19 protein-coding genes are annotated in these 25316 nt (G+C 65.0%); 15 read left to right on the plus strand and 4 right to left on the minus strand.

What is annotated here, in order from left to right; genetic code table 11:
• The first annotated feature begins 172 nt into the window (after positions 1-172).
• The 3 genes from ACODTW_RS24850 (at position 173) to ACODTW_RS24860 (ending at position 2434) form a co-directional block, all read left to right on the plus strand.
• Positions 173-1819 (plus strand): alpha-glucosidase, encoded by a 1647-nt coding sequence (locus tag ACODTW_RS24850; protein ID WP_488948827.1) that lies wholly within the window; start codon positions 173-175, stop codon positions 1817-1819.
• 64 nt (positions 1820-1883) lie between these two features.
• Positions 1884-2129 carry a type II toxin-antitoxin system ParD family antitoxin gene (locus ACODTW_RS24855; RefSeq protein WP_488948828.1) on the plus strand — a complete coding sequence of 82 codons (246 nt, stop codon included), beginning with the start codon at positions 1884-1886 and terminating at the stop codon, positions 2127-2129.
• Positions 2129-2434 carry a type II toxin-antitoxin system RelE/ParE family toxin gene (locus tag ACODTW_RS24860; protein ID WP_488948829.1) on the plus strand — a complete coding sequence of 102 codons (306 nt, stop codon included), beginning with the start codon at positions 2129-2131 and terminating at the stop codon, positions 2432-2434. Before ACODTW_RS24855 ends, ACODTW_RS24860 begins: the two co-directional genes overlap by 1 nt.
• A gap of 3 nt (positions 2435-2437) precedes the next feature.
• Here ACODTW_RS24860 and ACODTW_RS24865 read toward each other — a convergent pair whose 3' ends face one another.
• Positions 2438-2866: an NUDIX hydrolase gene (locus ACODTW_RS24865; RefSeq protein WP_488948830.1), complete on the minus strand. Its 429-nt coding sequence runs from the start codon at positions 2864-2866 to the stop codon at positions 2438-2440.
• A gap of 193 nt (positions 2867-3059) precedes the next feature.
• On the opposite strand from ACODTW_RS24865, the gene ACODTW_RS24870 reads away from it, so the two are divergent.
• The 6 genes from ACODTW_RS24870 (at position 3060) to ACODTW_RS24895 (ending at position 8490) form a co-directional block, all read left to right on the plus strand.
• Entirely contained in the window at positions 3060-3713 is a 654-nt protein-coding gene (locus ACODTW_RS24870; protein WP_488948831.1) for a DUF47 domain-containing protein, read from the plus strand.
• A gap of 187 nt (positions 3714-3900) precedes the next feature.
• Positions 3901-4896 (plus strand): inorganic phosphate transporter, encoded by a 996-nt coding sequence (locus ACODTW_RS24875; protein WP_488948832.1) that lies wholly within the window; start codon positions 3901-3903, stop codon positions 4894-4896.
• A gap of 41 nt (positions 4897-4937) precedes the next feature.
• Entirely contained in the window at positions 4938-5864 is a 927-nt protein-coding gene (locus ACODTW_RS24880) for an alpha/beta hydrolase (RefSeq protein WP_488948833.1), read from the plus strand.
• Between the two features lie 77 nt (positions 5865-5941).
• A complete protein-coding gene (locus ACODTW_RS24885; RefSeq protein ID WP_488948834.1) occupies positions 5942-6472 on the plus strand; it encodes a sigma-70 family RNA polymerase sigma factor in 531 nt (176 codons plus the stop codon).
• Positions 6462-7253 carry an anti-sigma factor family protein gene (locus tag ACODTW_RS24890; protein ID WP_488948835.1) on the plus strand — a complete coding sequence of 264 codons (792 nt, stop codon included), beginning with the start codon at positions 6462-6464 and terminating at the stop codon, positions 7251-7253. Before ACODTW_RS24885 ends, ACODTW_RS24890 begins: the two co-directional genes overlap by 11 nt.
• A 118-nt stretch (positions 7254-7371) precedes the next feature.
• Positions 7372-8490, plus strand: coding sequence for a 2OG-Fe(II) oxygenase (locus ACODTW_RS24895; RefSeq protein WP_488948836.1), 1119 nt, complete (start codon positions 7372-7374; stop codon positions 8488-8490).
• Here ACODTW_RS24895 and ACODTW_RS24900 read toward each other — a convergent pair.
• Both ACODTW_RS24900 and aptA read right to left on the minus strand, forming a co-directional pair.
• The gene (locus tag ACODTW_RS24900; protein ID WP_488948837.1) at positions 8480-10078 is read right to left on the minus strand and encodes an ABC transporter substrate-binding protein; all 1599 of its coding nucleotides are present in this window, start codon (positions 10076-10078) and stop codon (positions 8480-8482) included. The two genes, ACODTW_RS24895 and ACODTW_RS24900, sit on opposite strands and share 11 nt — an antisense overlap.
• Positions 10079-10520: 442 nt before the next feature.
• Positions 10521-11852 (minus strand): omega-aminotransferase AptA, encoded by a 1332-nt coding sequence (aptA, locus tag ACODTW_RS24905; protein WP_488948838.1) that lies wholly within the window; start codon positions 11850-11852, stop codon positions 10521-10523.
• Positions 11853-11995: 143 nt separating this feature from the next.
• On the opposite strand from aptA, the gene mprF reads away from it, so the two are divergent.
• From mprF to ACODTW_RS24930, 5 genes are all read left to right on the plus strand, one after another.
• Entirely contained in the window at positions 11996-14572 is a 2577-nt protein-coding gene (mprF, locus tag ACODTW_RS24910; protein WP_488948839.1) for a bifunctional lysylphosphatidylglycerol flippase/synthetase MprF, read from the plus strand.
• Positions 14569-15855, plus strand: a complete 1287-nt coding sequence (locus tag ACODTW_RS24915) for a virulence factor family protein (RefSeq protein ID WP_488948840.1) — start codon at positions 14569-14571, stop codon at positions 15853-15855. The genes mprF and ACODTW_RS24915 overlap by 4 nt, the downstream gene beginning before the upstream one ends.
• A 98-nt stretch (positions 15856-15953) precedes the next feature.
• Positions 15954-17147, plus strand: a complete 1194-nt coding sequence (locus ACODTW_RS24920) for a hypothetical protein (protein ID WP_488948841.1) — start codon at positions 15954-15956, stop codon at positions 17145-17147.
• Between the two features lie 77 nt (positions 17148-17224).
• Positions 17225-18916, plus strand: a complete 1692-nt coding sequence (locus tag ACODTW_RS24925) for a peptide MFS transporter (protein ID WP_488948842.1) — start codon at positions 17225-17227, stop codon at positions 18914-18916.
• Between the two features lie 504 nt (positions 18917-19420).
• Entirely contained in the window at positions 19421-22312 is a 2892-nt protein-coding gene (locus tag ACODTW_RS24930) for a TonB-dependent receptor domain-containing protein (protein ID WP_488948843.1), read from the plus strand.
• A gap of 333 nt (positions 22313-22645) precedes the next feature.
• On the opposite strand, the gene ACODTW_RS24935 is transcribed toward ACODTW_RS24930, so the two are convergent.
• A complete protein-coding gene (locus tag ACODTW_RS24935; RefSeq protein WP_488948844.1) occupies positions 22646-23290 on the minus strand; it encodes a GntR family transcriptional regulator in 645 nt (214 codons plus the stop codon).
• Between the two features lie 267 nt (positions 23291-23557).
• Here ACODTW_RS24935 and ACODTW_RS24940 point away from each other — a divergent pair, with 267 nt between their 5' ends.
• Positions 23558-25309, plus strand: a complete 1752-nt coding sequence (locus tag ACODTW_RS24940; RefSeq protein WP_488948853.1) for a DUF885 domain-containing protein — start codon at positions 23558-23560, stop codon at positions 25307-25309.
• The last annotated feature ends 7 nt before the right edge of the window (positions 25310-25316 follow it).

The following is a 25316-nucleotide window of genomic DNA, read 5'->3' on the forward strand; positions in this document are numbered from 1 at the left end:
CCCTGGGTCCTGTTTGCCCCCAGGATCAACCCAACCGCGTCGGCGCCAACACTAAATACGTATGCGTCGCAGCGCAGCACGCCATCGCATACGTATGTGAAGCATACCCGTCGGCGGCGTGCAAAATTACGATAAGGGACCATAAGAAAAGCAAGGCCCCGGGGGGATCGAAATGACAATGACGGCGGATACGCGACAGGCCGACGGCCAGGCCGGGTCAGGCCAGCGGGCAACGCCGCCATGGTGGCAGGGCGCCACCATCTATCAGATCTATCCGCGCAGCTTCGCCGACAGCAATGGTGACGGGATCGGCGATCTGGCCGGCCTGCTGACCCATCTGGACCATGTGGCCGAATTGGGTGTCGATGCCATCTGGATATCGCCCTTCTTCAAGTCACCCATGGATGATTTCGGCTACGATATATCTGATCATTGCGATATCGATCCGATTTTCGGGACCATGGCGGACTGCGATGCCGTCATCGCACGGGCGCATGCGCTGGGGCTGAAGGTCATTATCGACCAGGTCTATTCCCATACTTCCATCGCCCATCGCTGGTTCCAGGAAAGCCGGCAGAGCCGGACCAATCCCAAGGCGGACTGGTATGTCTGGCACGATGCCAAGCCCGACGGCACCCCGCCCAACAACTGGCAATCCGTGTTCGGCGGCCCGGCCTGGACCTGGGACGCGCGGCGGCGCCAGTATTACATGCATAATTTCCTGGTCTCGCAGCCCGACCTGAACCTGCACCACCCGGAGGTGCAGGAGGCGATCAAGGATGTGGCCCGGTTCTGGATGGATCGGGGCGTGGATGGTCTGCGCGTCGATGCCGCCAATTTCTTCATGCATGACCGGTCTTTCCGCGACAATCCCATCAACCGGGAGGCCACGGCACCCAAGCGGCCGTACGAGTTCCAGCAGCAGATCCACAATATCTCCCAGCCGGAAAACCTGACATTCCTGGAGGATCTGCGCCGGGTGCTGGATGCCTATCCCGACCGGTTCATGGTGGCCGAACTGGGGGAGGCGCCGTTCGACATGGTCGCCGACTATACGGTGCCCGAAAAGCGCTGCCACACGGCCTATAATTTCTCCTTCCTGTATCAGAAGGCGGTGGATGCGGGGCTGCCGCGCCGCGTCATCGGCGGCTGGAACCAGGCGTCGGGCGGGGCCTGGCCGTCCTGGACCTTCTCCAATCACGACGCCCCGCGCGCCATTTCGCGCTGGGGCGGCGACACGCCGCCGCCGGCCCTGGCCCGCTGCCTGAACGCGCTGCTGCTGTCGCTGCCGGGTTCCGTGTTCCTGTATTACGGGGAGGAGTTGGGCCTGCCGCAGGCACGCGTGGCGTTCGAGGATCTGGTCGATCCCGAAGCCATTGCCAACTGGCCCCACACGCTGGGCCGCGACGGGGCCCGCACACCCATGCCCTGGGTCAAGGATGCCCCCAATGCCGGGTTCAGCACGGCCAAACCCTGGCTGCCCGTCGATCCGCGCCACCTGGACCTGGCCGTGGACGTACAGCGCCCCGATCCGGCCAGCACCCTGTCGGTGACCCGTCGCCTGCTGGCCCGCCGCCGCGCGGAACCGGCCCTGCGCCACGGCACCATCCATTTCCGCCCGCCGGCCGATCCGGTGCTGGCCTTTGAACGGATGCACCCGGCCGGTGACCTGCTCTGCGTGTTCAACCTGTCGGGCGAAGCACAGCCCCATGGTCTGACCGACATCACCGACTGGCAGGTGCTGGAGCGCATCAATGGTGCCGACCTGTCCGGTTCCATCCTGCCCCCCTATGGCGCCATCATTGCCCGCCGGGCATAAAGGCGATAACAGAATCTGCGCATTTTATGGCATACTGTCCCCATCCAACGGGATGGAGGACAGCATGAACGTGTCGATCGGCAAGCGCTGGGAAGCCTTTGTGGATGCCGCCGTGGAAAGCGGCCGCTACGGGTCCGCCAGCGAGGTCATCCGCGAGGGGCTGCGGCTGGTGGAGGAGCGGGAAGCCAAGCTGCAGGCCCTGCGCGACACCCTGAACGCCTCGATCGAGCGGGGTGGGCTTATTGAGGACCATGAACTGGACGCGATCTTTGATGCCGAGGAAGAGCGTTTACGTGGGGATGGTCATTGATGCGCCGGCTTGTTCTGCTGGCCTCCGCTGTCGATGACCTGCGGTCGACCATGGCCTATATCACACAGGAGAACGGGAGCAGGGCGACGGCCCGTGCCTTTGTTGAGGCGTTGCGCGGTCATTGCCGCAAATTGGCGCGACTGTCGGGAACCCTGGGCCGGGCCCGGCCTGAATTGCGGGCGGACATCCGCAGCACGCCCTATCGCGGCTATGTGATCTACTTCCGCTACACGGCGGATCGGCTGGAAATCATCAATATACTGGAAGGCCACCGCGACGCCGGCAGCCATCTGCCCGAAGACTGAGCTTCAGTCCTCCCACTTTCCGGAAAAGCGCTGCAGAATCGGGATCAGCCCCGGCTCGCTGATCAGGGTGATGGCCTCGGCCGACGACAACCAGCGCCGCTCCCGCTGCGTCTTTTCCGGCCAGTCCTGCAATTCCTCTGCAACTTCCAGGGCAAAGACGGTCACGTCGCAGGTGACCAGCGAACCGTCATCCATGCGCTTGTCATAGCGATACTCGCCCAGCGGCTTCTTCTTCACCTTGCCGCGGACGCCCGCTTCCTCAAACGCCTCCAGGGCGGCCATCTCCTGCGGGTCCAGCGCCTTCTTGGCCCAGCCCTTGGGGATGATCCAACGTCGCGTCTCCCGCGACGTCACCAGCAAAATCTGCAGGCCCGCCGGGCCCCGCCGGTACGGCAGGGCGGCGTGCTGCACGCTGTTCTTGCGTTCACTCATCAATGGAAATCACACCCCGAACGCGATGCCTGCCAGCTACCCGTTCTTGGAGGCGACGGATAATTGTCCAGTATCCCGGTATATTATGACCGTTTGGTGACATTGACATTACAAAAATCTGGCATTCAATGCTACATGATCGGCAACCGGGACTGTCTTCCGGTGCGCCTGACAATTCCTATCGGGAACCAAGATGCTGAGCCTGTTCCGGGCCCTGATGCCCCGTGAAGAGCGGTTTTTCGACCATTTCACCCAACATGCCCGCCTGACGCTGGCCGCCGCAGAGGCGCTGCGCGATCTGGTCAAGAACGGGGACGAGCTGGAGATGCGATTCCAGCGCATCCACCAGGCCGAAAACGACGCTGACAAGATCACCAAAGAGATCCAGGCGGCCGTCCACCGTTCCTTCATCGTCCCCTTCGACCGGTCCGACATCCAGGACCTGGCCAAGCGCATGGACGATATCATCGACCTGATCCAGGACGTGGCCCGTCACATGACGGAAGCCGGGCCCATGGAATATACGCCCGAGATGCACGCGCTGTCCGACCTGATCGTGCGCGCGGCCGCCATCCTGCCCGACCTGTTGCCCAAGATGCGCGACATCCCGCGTAATGTGGCCGATCTGACCCGCATGACGCGGGAGATTTCCGAGCTGGAAAGCGACAGCGACAAGATCCTGCGCGCCGGCAAGGCCCGGCTGCGGCGGGAAGGCGGCGGGCTGGATGCCCCCATCACCTACCGCCAGGCCCTGGCCCGCGAGATCCTGGAACTGATGGAGGCCGTGCTGGATGCCGGAGAGGATGTCGCCGACATCATCGACAGCATCATCGTGGACAATGTGTGAGTTGTTTTCTTGTGTTCCCTCAAGTGCCGGGCGCCCGCATAGGCGGGCTTGGCTTGACGAGCGCACGAGCGCCGGGCCGGCAGTCGCCGGCCTGGTTGAGTTGTCCGTCGGCGTCGGGCCTGGTGGCCGCGCTGGCGTCGTCCCCTGTCCCTGATCCCTTCCGGCCGATCCCTTCGGAACCCACCCCATGGAACTCATCTCCCTGCCTGTTCTGGTCGGCCTGATCGCGCTGGCGCTCGCGTTCGATTTCCTGAACGGGCTGCATGACGCGGCAAACTCCATCGCCACCGTCGTGTCGACGCGGGTGCTGTCGCCGCGCAACGCCGTCATCATGGCGGCCTTTTTCAACTTCATCGCCTTCGTTTTCTTCGGCACCCATGTCGCCAACACGATCGGCAAGGGCATCGTCGATGCCAGCATCATCGACGCGTCGGTGATCTTCGCGGCCCTGATGGGTGCCATCATCTGGAACATCGTCACCTGGCTGGGCGGCATCCCCTCCTCCTCCTCCCACGCGCTGGTCGGAGGATTGGTCGGGGCCGGTGTTGCCAAGGCGGGCACCGATGTGATCGGCAGCGGCCTGATCAAGACGGCGGTGGCCATCGTCGTGTCGCCCACGGTGGGCTTCATCCTGGCCATCATCATCATGGCCCTGGTCTCCTGGATCTTCCGCCGGCAGTCACCCTTCAAGGTGGACAAGCTGTTCCGCGGCCTGCAGCTGATTTCAGCCTCGCTCTACAGCCTGGGCCATGGCGGCAATGATGCGCAGAAGACCATGGGCATCATTGCCGTGCTGCTGTTCAGCCAGGGCTATATGGGCAGCGACTTCCATGTGCCCTTCTGGGTCGTCATCTCCTGCCAGACCTGCATGGGGCTGGGCACCTTGTTCGGCGGCTGGAAGATTGTGCGCACCATGGGCTCCCGCCTGACCGACCTGAAGCCGGTCCATGGCAGCTGTGCAGAGACGGCGGGCGCCATCACCCTGTTTGCGGCCACCTATCTGGGCGTGCCGGTCAGCACCACCCACACGATCACGGGCGCCATTGTCGGCGTGGGGTCCGCCCGCCGCGCCTCCTCGGTGCGCTGGGGTCTGGCCCAGGGCATCCTGGTGGCCTGGGTGCTGACCATGCCGGCCGCGGCGGCCGTGGGTGCGGGCTTCTACTGGTTGACGCGCATCCTCTGACAACGCCACCATGGCCGGCCTCCTCCCTTGGAAAGCCGGCCATGCCCCGTCTCGCTTGCGTGCTGTTCGCCCTGTCCGTCGCGCTTCTCGCCCTGCTGCCGGCACGGGCTGCCGATGACCCGCCGCTGCTGACCTATCGCCAGATGCTGGCCCGGCCCGTGGTGACGGGGGGTGTGCGTCTGGCCTATGGGCCGGAACCGCAGCAGTTCGGCGAATTGTGGGTTCCGGACGGGATCGGGCCGCACCCCGTGCTGGTCCTGATCCATGGCGGCTGCTGGCTGTCGGAATATGACGGCTTCAATCTGATGGGCGGCATGGCCAAGGCGCTGCGCAATGCCGGCATCGCCGTCTGGAACATCGAATATCGCCGCCTGGGCGAAGCCGGGGCGGGCTATCCCGGCACGTTCCAGGATGCAGGTGTGGCCATCGACCATCTGCGCGTGCTGGCCCTGACATATCCGCTGGACCTGCAACGGGTGGTGCTGTCGGGCCATTCGGCGGGCGGGCATCTGGCCCTGTGGGGGGCCAGCCGCAACGCCCTGGACAAGGCCAGCCCCGTGCGCGGCGCCGATCCGTTGCCGGTCCAGGGCGTTGTCAGCCTGGGCGGCATCGTCGATCTGCGCGATTACCGCGCAACCGGGCCCGACGCCTGTGACGGGCCGGAAACGATCGACCGGTTGACGGGGGCGGCGACGCGCACAGGCAATGTCTTTGCCGACACCTCGCCCGGCGACATCCCGGTCCGGGATGTGGCGGTGACGCTGGTTTCGGGCACGCGCGACGCCATCGTGCCGCCGCGCTTCGCCCAGCAATACGCCACCAGAGCCAATGCCGCCGGGCAGACCGACCTGCGCGAGCTGGAGATTGATGGGGCCGGCCATTTCGAGCTGATCGACGCGACCTCGGGTGCCTGGCCCGTGGTGCTGGCCGATATCCGCGACCGGCTGCGGCGTCAGAAAAATCCGTGAGCGTCGCGGATGAAATTCCGGACCCGCGCGTTCGTGGGTCAGAAGGCGTTGAGGCGCCGCCCAAGGACGCATCCGGGATGAGTGACGATCCGTTCCATCAGCAATTGACGGCGCAGCTGACGGCGCTGCGTCGTTATGCCTTCGTGCTGGCGCGCGGAAGCGAGGATGCGGAGGATCTGCTGCAGGATTGCCTGACCAAGGCGGTGGCCTCGGCCGACCAGTGGCAGCCCGGCAGCGACCTGCGGGCCTGGCTGTTCCGCATCCTTTACACCTGCCATATCAGCCGGCAGCGGCGCCGTCAGGTGCAGGCGCGCGTGATGACGGACATTGATGGTGCCGACACCGCCCAGCCGCCCGACCAGCTGGCACGGGTGGAGGCCGGACGCGTGCTGGCGGCGCTGGACAAGCTGCCGGACGCACAGCGTCAGGCCATCCTGTCCGTCGCGGTCGACGATCTGCGGTACGAGGAGGCGGCGGGGCGCCTGGGCATCCCCATCGGCACCTTCATGTCGCGCATTTCCCGGGGGCGGGAGGCGCTGCGCAAGGTGCTGGAAGGAACCGAGAAGCCGAAACTGCGGCTGGTCAAGGGGGGCGGCGATGGACGGTGAGGATCAGAACGGGATTGAGGAAAGCGACCTGCACGCCTTTCTGGACGGGGCGCTGGACCCCGGACGGGAGGCGCTGGTCCGCGACTGGCTGATCCGCCATCCCGACGCCATGGAGCGGGTGGCGCTTTATGCCGAACAGCAGCTGGCCCTGGTGGTGGCCAGGAACGAGCCGTCGCTGCCGCAGCTGCCGGCTCCGCTGGTGCGCGACCTGGAACGCGGCTTGCGCCGTGGCATCTGGCGGCAGCGCGCGACCCGCGCCGCGGCCATGGTGGTGATGGTCGGGGCCGGCTGGGTGGCCAACGAGCTGTTGCGCCAGCCCGTCTTTGCCGGCCTGCCCCTTTATGCGCAGGAAGCGGCGGACGCCCATGAGGTCTTCGCCAACGACCCCGCCCGGCCCGTGGAAATCCCTGGCACGAAGCCCGATGAGATCCGCCGCTGGCTGTCGGCCAAGCTGGGGGAGAATGTCGCCTTGCCGGAACTGCACCGCATCGGCCTGCGCCTGGTGGGGGCACGGGTGATGGGTGGCAATAACGGCGCCATCGGCCAGCTTCTGTATGAGGATGCGATGGGCCGGCGCATGACCCTGTCACTCAGCGCCGACGAAAACCTAGCCCCCAGCCATCCCATCCTGTCCGAATATGACGGGCTGGAAGTGGGGTGTTGGCGGAACGAGGAATTCGCGCTGGCCGTGGTGTCCATCGACCTGCCCATGGAACTGGAGCAGCTGGCCGGCACCATCGATATCGCCCTGCAGGAGCGGCCGGGAAAAAATCCGTTCTGAGGCAGGGATGAATTTCCAATCCGGCGCGTTGGTGGGGGATATGCGTCCTTCACCTGCGGCGTTTCAGCCGGATGGTGAGGACTGCGTGTCAATTCCGGTTTTCCACGCAGGCAACACCATGACCTTCCTTCTTTCCGATACCGACCGCCCCGGCATCGGAGAAATGCTGCCCCTGATCGTTGCCCCTTGCGGCACCAATCCGCAGTTCCAGCTGGGCAGTCTGGCCGGCCGGCATGTCGTCCTGTGCGTCGCCGGCACGCTTGCAGCGACAGCCACCGCCCTGGACCTGCTGAGCCGGGCCGCCGCGACCCTGCCCCTGGACCTGATTGCCTGCCTGGGCGTGGTGCCGGAAATGGACGCTGCCCGCTGGCATGCGGGACATCCGGATCTTCATCTGCTGCGGGATAGCAATGGTGGGCTGAGCCGTGCGCTGGGCTGCGGTGCCGCAGGCGGAGTCCTGCTGCTGGACCCGATACAGCGGGTGGCGATGCGGGGCGGACTGGCCGACCTTCCGGCCATCCTGGACCATGCGGCCACCCTGTGCCGGGCCGACACACAGCCGGGCATGGACGGGGTCGCCCCGGTGCTGGTCGTGCCCAATGTGTTCGAGCCGGCCTTCTGCCGTCAGCTGATCGAGATTTTTCACCGCCAGGGCAGCGTGGAATCGGGCTTCATGCGCGATATCGGCGGTCGCACGGTCGGCGTCATCGACCCCGGCTTCAAGCGCCGCCGCGACATGGAGAACATGCCCGAGGCGGAACGCATCGCCGCCCGCCAGCGCATCGAACGCCGGCTGATCCCCATCATCGGCCGGGGCCTGCAATTCCGGGTGACGCGCATGGAGCGTTACATCGTCGCCTGCTATGACGGGGCGGAGGGCGGTTTCTTCGGGCCCCACCGCGACAATACCACCCGCGCCACGGCCCATCGCCGTCTGGCCGTGACCATCAACCTGAACAGTGAAGAGTATGAGGGGGGCGACCTGCGCTTCCCCGAATTCGGTCCCCGCACCTATCGCGGACCGACGGGCAGCGCCATCGTCTTCTCCTGCTCCCTGCTGCATGAGGCGCTGCCGGTGACGCGGGGCACCCGCTATGCCTTCATCCCCTTCCTCTATGACGAGGCGGCCGCCCAGCAGCGGGAGGCGAATGCCGGCGCGCTGGACGCGAATACGCCACCCCATCGGGTCTTGCCGGTGGTGATGCCAGCAGCAGGGCAGACTGGCATCACTGGGTAGCGGACCCCTTGGCCTCAGCCAGGATCGGGCGGACTTGCGTCGCACGGAAGCTCCGGTCAAGCCGTCCCTGCATGACCAGTCCCGCGCGCAGCATCCAGCGACTTTGGGTCCCCAACAGCGGAATCCAGGCCGTGTCGCGATAGGCGGTCTCCGCCAGCTCACGCGCCAAATGGTCCCACTGGTCGCCGACACCGTCGGTTCGGGCGGCCGCCAGAATCCGGTCCAGGTCCGGATTGGCATAGCCGCCGTAATTGGCCGCTCCCTGTCCCGCCTGCGTGTCCCTGGACCCCAGCAGCGTGGCAAAAGATCCTGGAATGTCGGACGGCGTGAATATCCAGCCTGCGCAATAGATCTGAAAATCGCCGGACGACAGACGGGACATCAGCGCCCCCTGTGGCTCCACCTGCACGGTGGCATCAATACCGACATCCGCCAGGAAATGGGCGGCGGCCGTTGCCACCCGCGCCTGCGCCTCACCGGTCAGGATGGTCATGCCGAACCTGTCCGGATAACCCGCCTCGGCCAGCAACCGTCGGGCGGCGGCCGGATCATACTCGTCATCGGGAATGTCGGGCGCATAGGCGCCGGTCGCCTTCAGGGCCATCTGTCCGGTGGCCACGGCCGTGCCATTCAGCACGCGTTGGGCCAGGATGCCACGCGGGATGGCCAGCATGATGGCCCGCCGTACCCGGGCGTCGTTGAAATCAGGCATCCCTGGACGTGGCCTTGTATTCACCTGCAGGTACATCAATGATGAAGACGGCCAGGACAGCAGCGTGGCCGTGCCGGTCTTCTTCAGGAACGACAGGGCCTCGGGCGGCGGACTGTCCAGGATGTCGACACGCCCGTCCATCATGGCCCGCACCTTCGCCCGATCCGGCAGCCGCACCAGTTCAAAACGCTGCCAGACCGGCTTCTCGGCCCAATAATCGGAATTGCGGACCGTCACGATGTGATCATCGCCATAGATGGCCAGTCGGAAGGGACCCGTGCCGGCGCCCAGCGCCGGATCGGCGAAATCCGTCCGGGACGACCCGGTGTCGCCGTCGCAGCCACCCGGCCGATACTGCCAGCTCAACGGCTCCGGCGGCGCCGACACGATCGGAATTGTGGCGACGGCCAGCGGAAATACGCTCCCCCTCCCCTGCAGGCGCAGCAGGATGGTGAACGGGTCGGGCACCTCCACCGCTGTCACCGCCGACAGCATCCCCGCGAACGGCCTGGCGCCGCTGGTGACCGCGTATGTGCGGCAGAAACTATAGATGACGTCACGCGCCGTGAACGGGCGACCATTCTGGAACCGCACATTGCGGCGAAGATGGAACAGCCACGCGCCATCGCCGGTCCGGTCCCAACTTTCAGCCAACCTGGGCACGGGCTGCTGGCGCTCGTCCGTATCAGCCAGTCCTTCATAGACCTGACTGTGCAGGAACTGCTCCATACGCGAGGCACCGAAATGCGGATCGGCACTGCGCGGCAGGGCAGAGACACCAACCTTCAGGTCGTCCGCCCCGGCCGGCAGGATGCCCGACAGCAGGCAGGCCAGAAGCACCGTGATGCGACATGAAAGCGATGTGCATCCAGACACCAATCCAGGCGAACCGCACAGCACGCGGCGCCAACGGCAACCCAAGACGGCAGTAGCCCACCCCTTTATCGCCACATACACGGCTTTCCGCATGCAGCCCCCAATCTTCAACACGACCAGTGAAAACGTACTCAGACGCGGATAAAGTTATTAGACAACGCTGTCAAGAGAGATTCCGAAAGAAATCGCTTAATGGCTGACAGCGAAATAAAATATAATTTCTTTGAAATTATCTTCTGCTGCCGAGAATATTTAGATCTATTTTAATTACAAAGAGCTGACGCTACGGCATGTACCGAAAAGGGATCTTGCCGGGATATGTATCCAGGGCAATCGGGTGGAGGACTAGAATCATGCAAAGGGTTCTCCGTCATCCCGGCGAAGGCCGGGATGACGGTGCTCCAATTTCGGGATGGTTCTCCCGATTGCCCTGGATATGGCGTTAATCGACCGTCGCCAAAACCGCGCGGATCGTCTCCACGATCTGGTCGATCTGCGCCTTTTCAACGATCAGCGGCGGCGACAGGGCGATGATGTCGCCTGTGGTGCGGACCAGCAGGCCCTTCTCGAAACATTTCAGGAAGGCGCTGAAGGCCCGCCTGGTCGGCTGGCCGGCCAAGGGTTCCAGTTCGATGGCGCCGATCAAGCCCAGATTGCGGATATCCACGACATGGCGCGCATCCTTCAGCGAATGCACCGCATCCGTCCAATAGCCATCCAGGTCCGCTGCGCGCGTCAGCAGCCCTTCATCCTGATAGACCTTCAGCGTCGCCAGACCGGCAGCGGCGGCCAGCGGGTGGCCCGAATAGGTGTAGCCGTGAAACAGCTCGATCATATGGTCGGGGCCGGTCATGAAGGCGTCGTAGATCTTCTTCTGGAAGAACACGGCCCCCATGGGCACGGTGGCGTTGGTCAGGCCCTTGGCCGCCGTGATGATATCGGGCACGACGCCGAAATAATCGGTGGCGAACGGCGTGCCCAGGCGGCCGAAGCCGGTAATGACCTCATCAAAGATCAGCAGCAGGCCATGCTTGTCACAGATGGCGCGCAGCTTTTCCAGGTACCCCTTGGGCGGGACCAGCACGCCCGTGGAACAGGCCACCGGTTCCACGATGACGGCGGCGATGGTGCTGGCATCATGCAGGGCGACGATGCGTTCCAGCTCGTCCGCCAGATGCGCACCCCATTCCGGCTGGCCACGGGTGAAGGCCTGATGCGCCCGGTCATAGGTGTGGGGCAGATGGTCCACGCCCGGCAGCATCGCGCCGAAGGCCTTGCGGTTGGTGACGATGCCGCCGACGGAGATGCCGCCGAACCCGACCCCGTGATAGCCGCGTTCGCGCCCGATGAAGCGGGTGCGCTGCCCCTCACCGCGCGCGCGGTGATAGGCCAGGGCCACCTTCAGGGCGGTATCGACCGATTCCGACCCGGAATTGGTGAAGAACACATGGTCCAGCCCGGCCGGCAGCAGGGCTGTCAGTTGCGAGGCCAGCTCAAACGCGCCGGGATGGCCCATCTGGAAGGCGGGGGCATAGTCCATCTCCGCCGCCTGGGCCTGGATGGCGCGGGTGATTTCCGGCCGGCAATGGCCGGCATTCACGCACCACAGGCCCGCGGTGCCGTCCAGCACCTGGCGGCCATCATCTGTGCGGTAATACATGCCGCTGGCGCCGACGAACTGGCGCGGGGCCTGCTTGAACTGCCGGTTGGCCGTGAACGGCATCCAGAAGGCGTCGAGATTGTTCGTGGCCTTATGCGGGGCGATATCGGGCACGACACATGTCCCATGTTGTTACAGACCGGGACAGGATGACACAGAAGTCACTTGCCGCCTCTATGATCTTGGTCGATGACAAGGTTGAAAGAAGGGGCCGCCCCGACATTGGAATGGCGGTTGTGCGGGTGGATTGAACGACCATGACGCAGAGTTTGATGCCGACGGAAACGCCCGCGCGCTGGCGCGGATGGGTGAAGGGCGGCCTGACGGGCGCCATCATCCTGGCTGTGGCGGCCCTGGCCTGGACCGCCCTGTCGCATCTGGCCGCCGAGATTTCGTATCAGGAAGTGGTCGATGCGCTGCGTGACACGCCGGGCTGGGCCATCGCCGTCGCACTGGGCTGCACCGCACTGTCGTTCCTGGCGCTGACGCTTTATGACTGGTCAGCACTGGCCTATGTCGGCGCACGCGTGCCCTATCCGGTCATCGGCCTCACGTCTTTCTGCGCCTATGCCGTCGGCAATACGGTGGGGTTCGGGCCACTGACGGCGGGGGCCATCCGCTACCGCTTCTATACGCCGCACGGGATCGAGCCGGAGGATGTGGCCCGCATCGTCGGCTTTGTCACCGCCACCTTCGGCATCGGCGTGGCCGGCACCACGGCGCTGGGCCTGCTGGTGGCCGGCGATGTGACGGGGCTGGGCCTGCCGGCATGGCTGGCCCATGGCACGGGGGCCATCGGCGTGGCGGCGCTCGTCCTGCTGGTGCTGCTGGCCCGCAAACATGACAGCGTGCCGGTGGGCCGCTGGCGGGTGGACCTGCCGCGCCCGCATCTGCTGCTGACCCAATATGCCGCCACCTTGGCCGATATCGCGGCGGCCGGCGCCACGCTCTGGGTGCTGCTGCCATCGACCGACATCACCCTGCCGGGCTTCATCGCCATCTATGCCGTGGCCGTGGGCCTGGGTGTGCTGTCCCATGTGCCGGCTGGTCTGGGCGTGTTCGAAACGGTGGTGATCGCCGCCCTGGGCGGGCGAGCCGATACCGAACAGGTGCTGGGCGCGCTGCTGCTCTACCGCGTCATCTATCATGTCGTGCCGCTGCTGCTGGCAGGTCTGCTGGTGGCGCTGCTGGAAACACGCCGGGCCGCGCAATTGCTGGCGGAAAGCCGGGTGGTGCAGGTCGGTACGCGCCTGGCCCCGCCCGTGCTGGGGGCGCTGACCCTGATCCTGTCCATGATGCTGGTCTTTTCCGGCGTCACCCCGGCCGATGAAGGCCGGCTGGACCTGCTGGCCGACTGGCTGCCGCTGCCGCTGGTGGAAGGGGCGCATTTCCTGTCATCGGTGCTGGGGCTGCTGCTGTTCGTGGTGGCGCGCGGCATCACCTACCGGCTGGACGGGGCCTGGTGGGCGGCCGTCACCATCCTGACCGCCGCCATCGCCCTGGCCTTCGCCAAGGCGCTGGCCCTGACCGAGGTGGCGCTGCTGGCCGTGCTGCTGTCGCTGCTGCTGATCACGCACAAGGAATTCACCCGCCGCGCCAGCCTGCTGCATCAGGCGTTGAGTGGGCGCTGGCTGGTGGCGGTGGGCCTGCTGCTGATCGCGGCGGCCGCCATCCTGTTCTTCGTCTACAAGGACGTGGAATATGCGCACGAGTTGTGGTGGCAGTTCGAATTTTCCGAAGAGGCGCCGCGCGGCCTGCGGGCCCTGCTGGGCATTACGCTGCTGGCGGGATTCGGAGCGGCCTGGGTGCTGCTGCGTCCTGCCGCGCAGAGGGTGGAAGGCCCGCCCGATGCCGCCGCGCTCGCCCGCGCCCGCGCCATCATCGACGCGCAAGGTCGCACCTCGGCCCAGCTGGCGCTGCTGGGCGACAAGCATCTGCTGTTCTCCGACGATGGCGACGCCTTCATCATGTATGCGCGCCAGGGGCGGTCCTGGATCGCCCTGTTCGATCCCGTGGGGCCGGTGGAGGCCTGGGCGCCACTGATCTGGCGGCTGGTGGAAATGGCCCGCGCCTCGGGCGGCCGGGCCGTTTTCTATCAGGTGGCGCCGGAGAATCTGGCGCTTTATGCCGATGCCGGCCTGGTCGCCTTCAAGCTGGGGGAGGAGGCGCATATCGATCTGGCCGGCTTCGACCTGAAAGGGTCCAGGCGCGGCAATCTGCGCAATGCCTGCAACCGCTGCGAACGCGACGGGCTGGTGTTCGAACTGATCCCGGCCGAACGGGTGCCGGAGACGCTGGACGCCCTGCGCACCGTCTCCGACGATTGGCTGGACGCGCATAATGTCCGGGAGAAGCGTTTCTCCCTGGGGGCGTTCGTGCCGGATTACCTGAGTGCCCGGCCCGTGGGCGTGCTGCGCCGGGATGGACGGATCGTGGCCTTTGCCAGCCTGATGCTGACGGACCGCAAGGATGAAGCCAGCATCGATCTGATGCGCTTTTCCACCGCCGCTCCCGCCATGGCCATGGAATATCTGCTGCTGCGCCTGATGCTGCATTTCAAGGCCGAAGGCTATGGCCGTTTCAACCTGGGCATGGCGCCCCTGTCGGGCCTGTCTTCCAGCGCCGTCGGCCTGTGGCAGCAGGTGGGCCGCGCCGTCTATGACCATGGCGACCGGTTCTATAATTTCAGCGGCCTGCGCGCCTTCAAGTCGAAATTCGGGCCGGAATGGGAGGCGCGGTACATGGCCGTGCCGGGCGGCATCAACCCGATGCTGGCGCTGGCCGACATCACCGTGCTGATCAGTGGCGGCCTGTGGGGAGTGGTGGGCAAATGAAGCGTCACAGCCTTATCATGACGGGTCTGCTGGTCCTGCTGGCGGGTCTGGCCGGCGTGGCAACCATCATCCATCGCTACGACCTGCCAGCACCGGCCGTGACGATGGACCAGGACCCACTGCTGGGCACGCCGCGGCTGGTGGCGGCCCGCGCCAACAAAAGCCGGGCGACGACGGTGCTGTTCTCCGGCGCTGACGGGTTCGATGCCCAGTTCCGGCGCATGGCCTGGCGCCTGTCGTCGCGCGGGGTCACCGTGGTCGGCATCGACCTGCGGCAGGCGCTGGCCGGTCTGGCCAGGGCGGAAGGCCCCTGCATCGACCCGCACTGGGCCGTGCAGGCCGTGTCACAGGCCGCCCAGAAGGGGCTGGGCCTGCCCCGTTATGATCTGCCGATCCTGTCCGGTATCGGTCCGGGCGGGGAACTGGCGCGGCGCATCGCCAATACGGCCGCGCCGGCCGTGCTGGGCGGGGCCGTCGCCATGGACCCGCAGCCCCTGCCGCCCCTGCCCTTCCCCTTGTGCAATGAGGACGCGGCCGGCCATGGCGTGCCGGTCACCCTGCTGAAGCCCGGCGGCGTGTCGCCGGGCGACGCGCTGGTTGCCGAACTGGTGCGCCAGGCCAAGGTCGACCGGCCGGAAAATGACGGGGAGGATGGCATCAGCGATCTGCCCGTCGTGGAACTGCCGACCCAGCCCGCGCACGGGGCCGTGGCCATCGTCTATTCCGGGGATGGCGGCTGGCGCGACATCGACAAGGATATCGCGGGATATCTCCAGCAAAGCGGCATGCCCGCCGTGGGGGTGGACATGCTGCGCTATTTCTGGACCTGGCGTGCGCCCAAGGAGGCCGCCGTCGATCTGTCGCGTCTGATCCGCCATTACCGGAAGACCTGGCAGGTGGAGAAGGTGGTGCTGGTGGGATACTCCTTCGGGGCCGACGTGCTGCCCGCGCTCTACAATGAACTGCCGGCGGAGGATCAGGCTTCTGTCGTCCAGATGTCGCTGCTGGCCATGGGCGGCAACGCCAATTTCGAGGTCACGGTGGGTGAATTCCTGGACAGCGGGAATGAGAACGCCCAGCCGACACGGCCCCAGCTGGACCGGATCGACCCGAAGCTGCTGCAATGTTTCGACGGCAAGGATGATGAGGAGTCGGTCTGCCCCGCCCTGACCGCCCAGGGGGTGGAAGTCATCACCACCGAAGGCGGCCACCATTTCGACGGCGATTATGAAGGCCTGGCCCGCCATATCCTGGACGGGCTGAAGCGGCGGACGGGAATGTGATGCAAGGCCGGCGGCCGGCACTGCGGAATGCACTTCCTTGCTGCATGGTATTATGATTATTTAAACCACAGGATTTATCTGGAACAGCGCTGTCCGCCATGAGGGATTACTCGCTCCGGTCCACCAAGACTGACCAGTCCGTTCTTGGCAAACGCACCAGCGGCAGTTCCACCGCCAAGGGCCCCACCATACGCCCCATCCTGACGGTGGACAGCGCCAGCCGGAAGCGGGACGAAGACGCCTATGAGCCCCGCACCAAGAAGGTCGTGAGCAGCAAATTGAGCAGTCCCCAGCCGTCCGCCATGGTGGATGAGGCAGAGGATGAAGACAGCGACCAGGAGGAAACCAAGGTGGATGCGGTCCAGCCATGGAAGGGCCGGACCCGCGCAAGCAATGCCAACAGTGTCGGGAAATGCAAAATATCCGGATCCAGGAACCGGAAAGGCGGCTTTCACATCGACCGCAGCAAATACGAACAGCAGATCGATTTCCAGCCTGACAGCCTGGGCGCCATGACAGACCTGGGCAAAAAACTGTACCAGGAACGCGTGCGCCCCAATATGGGCGAAAAGATCACCAAAAAGATGCTTCAGTCAAAGGTGGCGTCGAAGACGCAAGCCGCCAAGCTGATCAAGGATCAGTATGTCGACGGCGGGAAGGTGCCGAAGCTGACCTATGTGGATAAAAGCACAGGCGAGACGGTGGCCATTTCCCGCAATCACAAGATTGCTGACAGCCAGATCACCCGCCTGCTTTATGAGATGACGGCCCGCCTGTCCAAAAGCCCCGATGTCGACACGGCGTTGGACGAAGACAAGTCCAAGGCGGTGCATGGCTTCTTCAAAGCCTTTGGGACGGAAAACCCCGATGGACACCTGCAGACGATCAAACAGTCGGCCCTGCTGTTGCACGATAATCCCAAGGCAAAAATCCTGCGGGAGACGGCGGCCAATCTGGGTAATATTTCCAACGAGCTTTCCTTGTCCGATTTGAACCTGAAATTCGGATTTTCGGAAATCAATTCATTGATCGGCAATTCCAGCGACCCGCATATCAAGAATGGGACCACGACGCCCACCAGCACCGGGCTGATCAATTCCATCGTCAATCTCAGCAATGTCGGTCTGGTCAATGCCAAGCTTACCGACGCCATCACGAAGCCGGCCGTGGACCGGGCGACCGGAAAGCCCATCACCTCCGATATCGACCTGCATTACCAGCCGGACGAGGAGATGGGGCTGGCGGTCAGCAAGAAGAAAAAGAAGGGCAAGAAAAACACCGGGGGCAGTTGAGGCGCACGGGAACCCTTGCCGCCTGATCGTCTATCGTATACTAAAATCAAAAGTACCGGCGCAGGGGAAGCACACAGATGCAGCGTGAGGGGAACGGCGCCGAACGCCGGCATCCGCGTGAACTGGCCATCCTGGCCGGCGTGGAGTTCTGGGAGCGCTTCTCCTATTACGGGCTGCAGGCCAACCTGATCTTCTTTCTGACCTGGCATCTGGCCCTGCCGCGGGAAGAGGCGTACCGCTATCTCGCGGCCTTCGCGGCGCTGGTCTATATGTGCCCGCTGATCGGCGGTCATCTGGCCGATCATTGGCTGGGGGCCAAACGGACCGTCATTGCCGGCCTGACCATGCTGATGCTGGGCCATGGGCTGATGGGTTTCATGCCGCACCAGACCAGCGAAATGCTGGTCACCGATGACGGGCAGCACCTGACCCTGGAACGGCCGCTGCTTTATCCCCAGGAAGGGGCGGCGGGCCGGGTCATCCGTCTGGCCGAGGGGTCGGTGCCCGTTCTGTCCGTGGACCCGGTGGCCGGCAGCGATCAGCAGGAACTGCGCCTGCGCGGGCCCGATGGGACCGAACAGGTGCTGCGCGGGCGGCTGGAACGCGGTGACGACCGGTCGGGACAAGTGCTGTTCCATCTGGCCCTGGCCCTGGTCGCGGCCGGGGTGGGCTTTCTAAAACCCAATATCTCTGCCCTGGTCGGCGCACTGTATGGCCAGGGCGCGGCCCTGCGTAACCAGGGCTTCACTCTATTCTATATGGGCATCAATGCCGGCGGGCTGCTGGGCAGCCTGGTCTGCGGCTGGCTGGCCTTCCGTTATGGCTGGGAACCCGGTTTCGGGGCGGCGGGGCTGGGCATGGTGGTGGCCCTGCTGCTGATGCGGGCCGGCAAGCGGGTGCCGGCACCGGCACCGACGCGGACATTGGCCCGGCCGGGACTGGCCGCCATGGCCGCCGGGGCGCTGCTGGCCGGGGCCTGCTGGGCGCTGCTGGACAGCCCGGCCGTCGTCGAACGGCTGCTGGATGCGGCCGCCCTGTCAGCCGTGCTGTATGTGCTGTGGCAGGCGCGCACGCTGAACGCGGCGCAGCGGCTGGATCTGCTGGTGCTGGTCCTGCTGATGCTGGGGTCGGTGCTGTTCTGGACCCTGCTGGGGCAGAGCCCGGGATCACTGAACATGTTCACGGCCGAATGGGTGGACCTGCACCTTTGGGGCCTGGAAGTGCCCGCCCCGTCGCTGCAATTCCTGCCCTTCGCCTTTGTCATGCTGCTGTCCCTGCCCGTGGCCGGACTGTGGCGGCTGCTGGACCGGCGCGGGCTGTCGCCGCATCCGGTCACGCTGTCGGGTCTGGGCGGCATGCAGATGGGGGCCAGCTTCCTGGTGCTGGTGCTGGGCATCGCGCTGTTGCCCGATGGTCAGCATCTGGGCCTGCTGTGGCTGATCGCGCTTTATCTGATGCAGGCCAGCGGCGAGTTGTTCCTGTCGCCCATCGGCCTGTCCGCCATCACCCGCCTGTCGCCGCCCGCCATCACCGGCACCATGCTGGGCCTGTGGTTCCTCTGTACCGCCTATGCCCAGAAACTGTCGGGCCTGATCAGCCGGGCCACGGTGGCCGATGCCGCCATGAACCCGGCCGACCGGCTGGACCGCTATGCCCAGGTCTATCAGCAGGCAGGGCTGGTCACGGTCGGCGCAGGCCTGGCTATCCTGCTGCTGGGGCTGGTTGTGCGCCGTCTGGGCCGGCGGTTGAACGCGGTGTCGGGTGGGTGAGGTTTGATCCTGAAGCATCCTCTTCGCCTTCCCGGCTTGTCGCCGGGAAGGCGAAATCTTTCTTGGAGTTTGTCCGGCTTAAATAGAATCGGTTTGGGCCTCCCCACCGTCACCCCGGCGAAGGCCGGGGTGACGGTGGGGATTGCTTCAATGTAAACCTGACAGACCCTAACTGAGCGCCTATAGGCGACCTCCGGCGGCAACCGTCGCCACATTACAGATTGTCTGACTTAATCATGGCCCGACGCCATCATCGGTACGCCATCACCGCCGATGCTGGGGGCCGCAGCTACGCTTGCCGTCTTTCTTCTTTATTCTCTGCGACTTAACGTCCCTCGCTCCACAGGCTTGGGTGAGGGGGTGCGACCCTCATGTCACATAACTCCTACAATACGACCATATATCGTATAAGATATTTGACATACGGCCTCGCTTCAGGGATTTTCCGAAACAGGCGCGAAACGGGGAGCGCTTGTTGAGGGAGAACAATCAATGACACGCGTAATGAACAAATTTGGCCTGCTGGCCGGCACGGCCATCGCCCTGGCCGGTATGGTCGCCCCGGCGGCCCTGGCCCAGGATGCTGAACTGGCGGAAATCGTCGTTACCGGCACCCGCATCAAGGCGCCGAACCTGCAGACGGCCAGCCCGCTGACCGCCGTCAACCAGGAGGAGATCAAGTTCTCCGGCGTGACCAGTGCGGAAAGCCTGCTGAACCGCCTGCCGCAATTCACGGCCGACGCCAATGACAATGTGTCGAACGGGTCGGATGGCACGGCGCGCGTCAACCTGCGCAATCTGGGTTCGGTGCGCAATCTGGTGCTGATCGACGGTCAGCGCATGCTGCCGCCGGAAACCGCCGACATCAATTTCATCCCCAGCGCCATGATCGAGCGTGTGGATGTCGTGTCGGGCGGTGCCTCGGCCGTGTATGGCTCCGACGCCATTTCCGGCGTTGTGAACTTCATCATGCGCAAGAACCTGGACGGCGTTCACGCCGACATGCAGTATTCCATCAACCATACGCGCAACGACAATGACTATGTCCGCTCGCTGATGACGAAGAAGGGCTTCGACCTGGCGCCCAAGAGCGTCTGGGACGGCGCCAAGAAGGACGTCAATGTCGCGATGGGCTTCAATTCCGACGACAAGAAGGGCAATGTCACCTTCTATGCCGGTTACCGCGAGGCCAAGCCCGTCACCCAGGACAGCCGCGATTATTCGGCCTGCGCCCTGAACCTGGATGGTCCGGACGCCCTGGTCTGCGGCGGGTCTTCGAACAATTCATACGGTCTGTTCACCCTGCTGACCGGCCCTAATTCCGGCAAGACGCTGAACAACACCAAGGACGGCAACAAGACCTGGGTGCCGTATGACAGTTCCTTCGCCTATAATTACGCGCCCACCAATTACCAGCAGCGGTCCGACAGCCGCGTGACGGCCGGCGCCAATGGCCATTATGAGCTGCTGCCGGAAGTGGAACTCTATGGCTCGTTCATGTTCATGGACGACCATACCTATTCCCAGGCGGCCCCGTCGGCCCTGTTCCAGGGCACGGTGTTCCAGATCAACTGCAACAACCCGCTGATGTCGGCGGCCCAGGCGCAGATGCTGTGCGGTTCCGCCGCCGGCACCGCCACCAACCAGGACACCTTCATCGGTTATCGTCTGACCGGCCCCGGCAGCCAGCCGCGCCGCGACGACCTGCGCCATACGGCCTATCGCGTCAGCAGCGGCGTGCGCGGCAAGCTGGGCGACAACTGGACCTATGACACCAACTTCCTCTATTCCAGCATCCGCCTGGAAGAGAGCTATAAGAACAATGTCGACAATGCCAAGGCCCAGAGGGCCCTGCAGGTCGTCAATGTCAACGGCGTGCCGACCTGCGTGTCCAAGGTCAATGGCACCGACCCGTCCTGCGTGCCGATCGACGTGTTCAAGTATAACGGCATCTCCCAGGCCGGTTACGAATATCTCTACGCCCCCACCTATACCCGCGGCGTGCAGACCGAACGCGTGTTCAGCGGCGGCGTGACGGGTCAGCTGGGCGATTACGGGCTGCAGAGCCCGCTGGCCGATGACGGCCTTGCCGTGGCGTTCGGCGCCGAACACCGGGACGAGACGCTGGACTTCCAGGCCGATGCCCTGGCCCAGGCCGGCGGCACCAAGCCCAATAACGGCAAGCTGAATGTCGAGGAATTCTACGGCGAATTGCAGGTGCCGCTGGTCCAGGACAAGGAATTCGTCAAGGAGCTGTCGCTGAATGGCGGCTACCGCATGTCGCGCTATTCCAATGCCGACGAGTGGACGAAGACCTACAAGACCGAACTGCAATATGCGCCGACGGGTGACATGCGCCTGCGCGGTTCGTACAATCGCGCCGTCCGTGCCGCCAATATCAGCGAACTGTATGCCCAGCAGGCCCTGGGCAATGTGTCGGGCCAGGACCCCTGCTCCGGCGCCAATCCCACCGCCTCGCTGGCCGCCTGCCAGAAGTCGGGCGTGACGGCGGCCCAGTATGGCCACATCCCGGAATGCCCGGCCGATACCTGCGTGGCCCAGGGTGGCGGCAACCCGCTGCTGAAGCCGGAAGAGGCCGATACCTATACGGCCGGCGTCGTGCTGACGCCGGAATTCATCCGCGGCTTCTCCCTGACGGTTGATTACTTCCATATCAACATCAAGGACTATATCGGGTCGGTGGACGCGCAGACCGTCATCAACCAGTGCATCCAGACGGGCAACCCGTTCTTCTGCAACCTGTTCCACCGCGATCCGGCCATCGGCGTCCTGTTCGGCAACAATGGCTATATCGTATCGACGAACCAGAACACGGGCTTCCTGCGCACCGACGGCCTGGACATCCAGGCCAATTACGCCTTCGACCTGGAAGACGTGATCAAGGAAGACATGGGCCGCATCGATATCGGTCTGGTCGGCACCTATCTGCTGAGCCGCGAGACGGAACAGCTGCCGGGCCTGGGTTCCTATGACTGCAAGGGCCTGTTCGGTCCGACCTGCGGTCAGCCCAACCCGACCTGGCGTCACCAGTTGCGCACCACCTGGCAGATGCCGTGGATGGATGCCAGCCTGTCCGTCAACTGGCGCTATTTCGGGTCGGTCACGCTGTCAACCAACACGGACAATCAGTTCCTGGCGGGCGACAAGGTCAATATCAACGGCAAGATCGGCGCCTACAGCTATTTCGATCTGGCCGGTTCGATGACGGTGACCGACGGGCTGAAGCTGCGCGCCGGCATCAACAACATCTTCGACAAGGCGCCGCCGGCCATCGCCGCCGGCCTGCTCAGCTCGTTTGGCAATGGCAATACCTATCCGGGTGTCTACGACCCGCTGGGCATGAACATGTTTGTCGGCCTGTCGCTGGACTTCTGATTTCACCCCCGTCCCGCTTGGGACGTCCTCAGCCTGCCCTGTCCGGTTCGCCGGACAGGGCGCCTTTTTCGGCTGGGGCAATAGCCGTCAGGTGGTCAGGGGAACTTGTGCCATCCCGGCATGGTAACGGGGCGCTGACATATCCCCCTGGAGCAAAGGTGCCTCCCCCGCGAAAGCGGGGGTCCAGGGGCCAAGCGCCCGACGCAGCAGCAGCTCAGGTCAAGGCAGCGTAGAGGTTTTTCTTGTGGCCCCTGGACCCCCGCTTTCGCGGGGGAGGCAGGGAAACGCAACTGGTTAAGTTGGCGCCTGCCGGTCGTAACCGAGGCACCCCCCTCACCCTTCCAGCTGTTCCTTCAGATCATCCAGGGTGGCGCCGATATGGAGGGCGGTCAGGGTTTCGACCTGGGCGCCGTCGCGGGCCAGCCAGGCTTGCAGGATCTGGCGATGTTCGCGCCGTGCCCGTTCCTCCCGCCCCTGTGGGGCCAGATGCACGCGGACATAGCGTTCGGACAGGATGTGCAGCCGCTTCAGCAGGGTATAGGTCACGGGTCCGGCCGGGCGGATCAGGGTCAGGTGGAACAGGCGGTTGCCGGTGACATGGTCGGTGCCGTCGGCAATGTCCTGCTGCTGTTCCAGGGTGGTCAGAGCCAGTTCGGCCGCCTTGCGGTCTTCGTCGCCGGCATTGCGGGCGCCGTCGGCCGTGGCGAACGGTTCCAGCCGCAGGCGCAGCGCGAAGACTTCCGTGGCTTCCGCCGCCGACAGCGGGCGCACGACATAACCGCGATTGGGATAGGAGGTCAGCAGACCATCCTGTTCCAGGCGCCCCAGGGCCTCGCGCAGGGGGATCTTGCTGACGCCCAGTTCATTGGCGATCACGTCCTGACGCACAGGCGTGCCCGGCGCCATCTTCCCGGTCAGGATATGGCGTTTCACCACGTCGTAGGTCTGGTCGGAAAGCGTTCTGACAATGATGCTCATTCTGGTCCACTCGGGCGACACCGGGTCCAACTTCAGAGGGATGCCGCAGCCTTGTCAATCCATTTCAATGGCTCTTTCGCGCTGCGGCAGGCAACCGGCCGTCCCCAGGGGGCGGGTGCCGGTCACGGTATGGTTGCCTGCGGAAACAGGGTCCGGCGGCATTCCCTGTTGCGATCCCCGAATATTCGTCTAAAGTATACGAAATCACTGCCCGCCTTGGCGTGGCCCCATCCTGATCCGGCATGGAAGGAAAGTGGCGTGGTGAAGATGTTGCGGCGTGTCGTTCCCCGGGGCCTGCAGGCCCTGCTGCTGACGACCGCTCTGGTCCTGTCGCCGGCAGCCCTGGCCGGGGCGGCGGACTGGTCCGGCCTGTCGGCCGATTACAGCCGTTTCCTTTCGGATATTGACCCGGTCACGGCCGGGCAGCGCGGCGATCTGGCCGCCGCTTCCCGCTGGCCCGATGACAGCCCCGCCGCCATCCAGGCAAGGCGCGCCGCCCTGGAGGTCTTCCAGAAACGGCTGGAGGCGGTGCCCGCCGCGGACCTGTCCGAACAGGACGCGTTGAGCCGTGCCATCATGGCGCGTCAGGTTTCCATCGCGCTGGACGCCATTCAATTCGGGGAGGAACGCATCCCCTTCGTCGATGGCGAGGGCTTCTATACCGTGCCGGAAACGCAGGCGGCCATGACCGTCCTGTCGGGTGAGGCGGCAGCGGAAGCCTGGATCACCCGCATCGCGTCGGTACCCGGCTATTTCGACAATGCCATCACCAATATGCGCCGGGGCGTGAAGGACCGTTTCACCCAGACGGGCCAGACGGTGGACAAGGCCGTGAAGGTCCTGCGCGAGCTGTCGCGCGAGCCGGCCGACAAAAGCGCCCTGCTGATCCCGTTCGACACGCTGCCGGCCACGGTGGACGCGGCCCGGCGCCAGGCGCTGCGCGACCGGGCCATTGCCCTGATCACGCAGAAGGTGCGCCCGGCCCAGGCGGCGGCGGCCGGCTTCCTGGAGAAGGAATACCGGCCGAAGGCGCGGGCCGCCCTGGGCGCCGGCACGCTGGACCAGGGGCGCTATTACGCCTTTCTGATCCGCCGCTTCACCACCCTGCCCCTGGACGCCGCCTCCATCCACGCCCAGGGCAAGACGGAAATCGCCCGCATCCGGGCGGAAATGGAAAAGCTGCTGGCCGATAATGGCATCCATCAGGGCGTGCGCGACTATCTTCTGTCCATGCGGGCCGATCCGGCGCTGCGGGCCGCCAGCACCCAGGCCTATGCCGAACGCGCGGCGGAGATCGGCAAACGCACCGACTATCTGCTGCCCCGCTATTTCGGTCTGCTGCCGCGCCTGCCCTATGGCATCCGGCAGAAGCCGCCGGGTCTGGACAGCATTTCGTCTGGATATCTGCCGGGCAGCCCGGAAGCGGGCGTGGCCGGGGCCGTGGTCTATGGCGGCGGGGCCGGCAATGATCTGGCGGCCCTGCCCGCCTGGCTGCTGCATGAAGGGGTGCCGGGCCACCATCTGCAGATCGCCCTGGCCCAGGAAAATACCACCCTGCCCGATTACCGCCGCCTGGATGATGTGACCGCCTTTGTCGAAGGCTGGGCGCTGTACAGCGAACGGCTGGGGGTGGAGATGGGCATCTACCAGTCCGTGCCCGAACATATGGGCCGCCTGTCCATGGAAATGTGGCGCGCCTGCCGGCTGGTGATGGATACGGGCGTGCATGCCATGGGCTGGACCCGCGATCAGGCGGCCGCCTGCCTGCTGGAAAACACCGCCATGTCGACCGAAGGCGCCTATCGCGAGACCGACCGCTATATCGGCTGGCCCGGCCAGGCGCTGGCCTACAAACTGGGGGAGATGAAGATCGTCTCCCTGCGGCGGGAAGCCGAGGCGGCCCTGGGCCCCCGGTTTGACCTGCGCGCCTTCCATGATCTGGTCCTGTCGGGCGGCGCCCTGCCGCTGGACATGCTGGATGCCCGCGTCCATGCCTATATCGCCCGCCTTAAACCCTAGTGTCTGT

This window comes from Niveispirillum sp. FG148, from assembly GCF_057809655.1.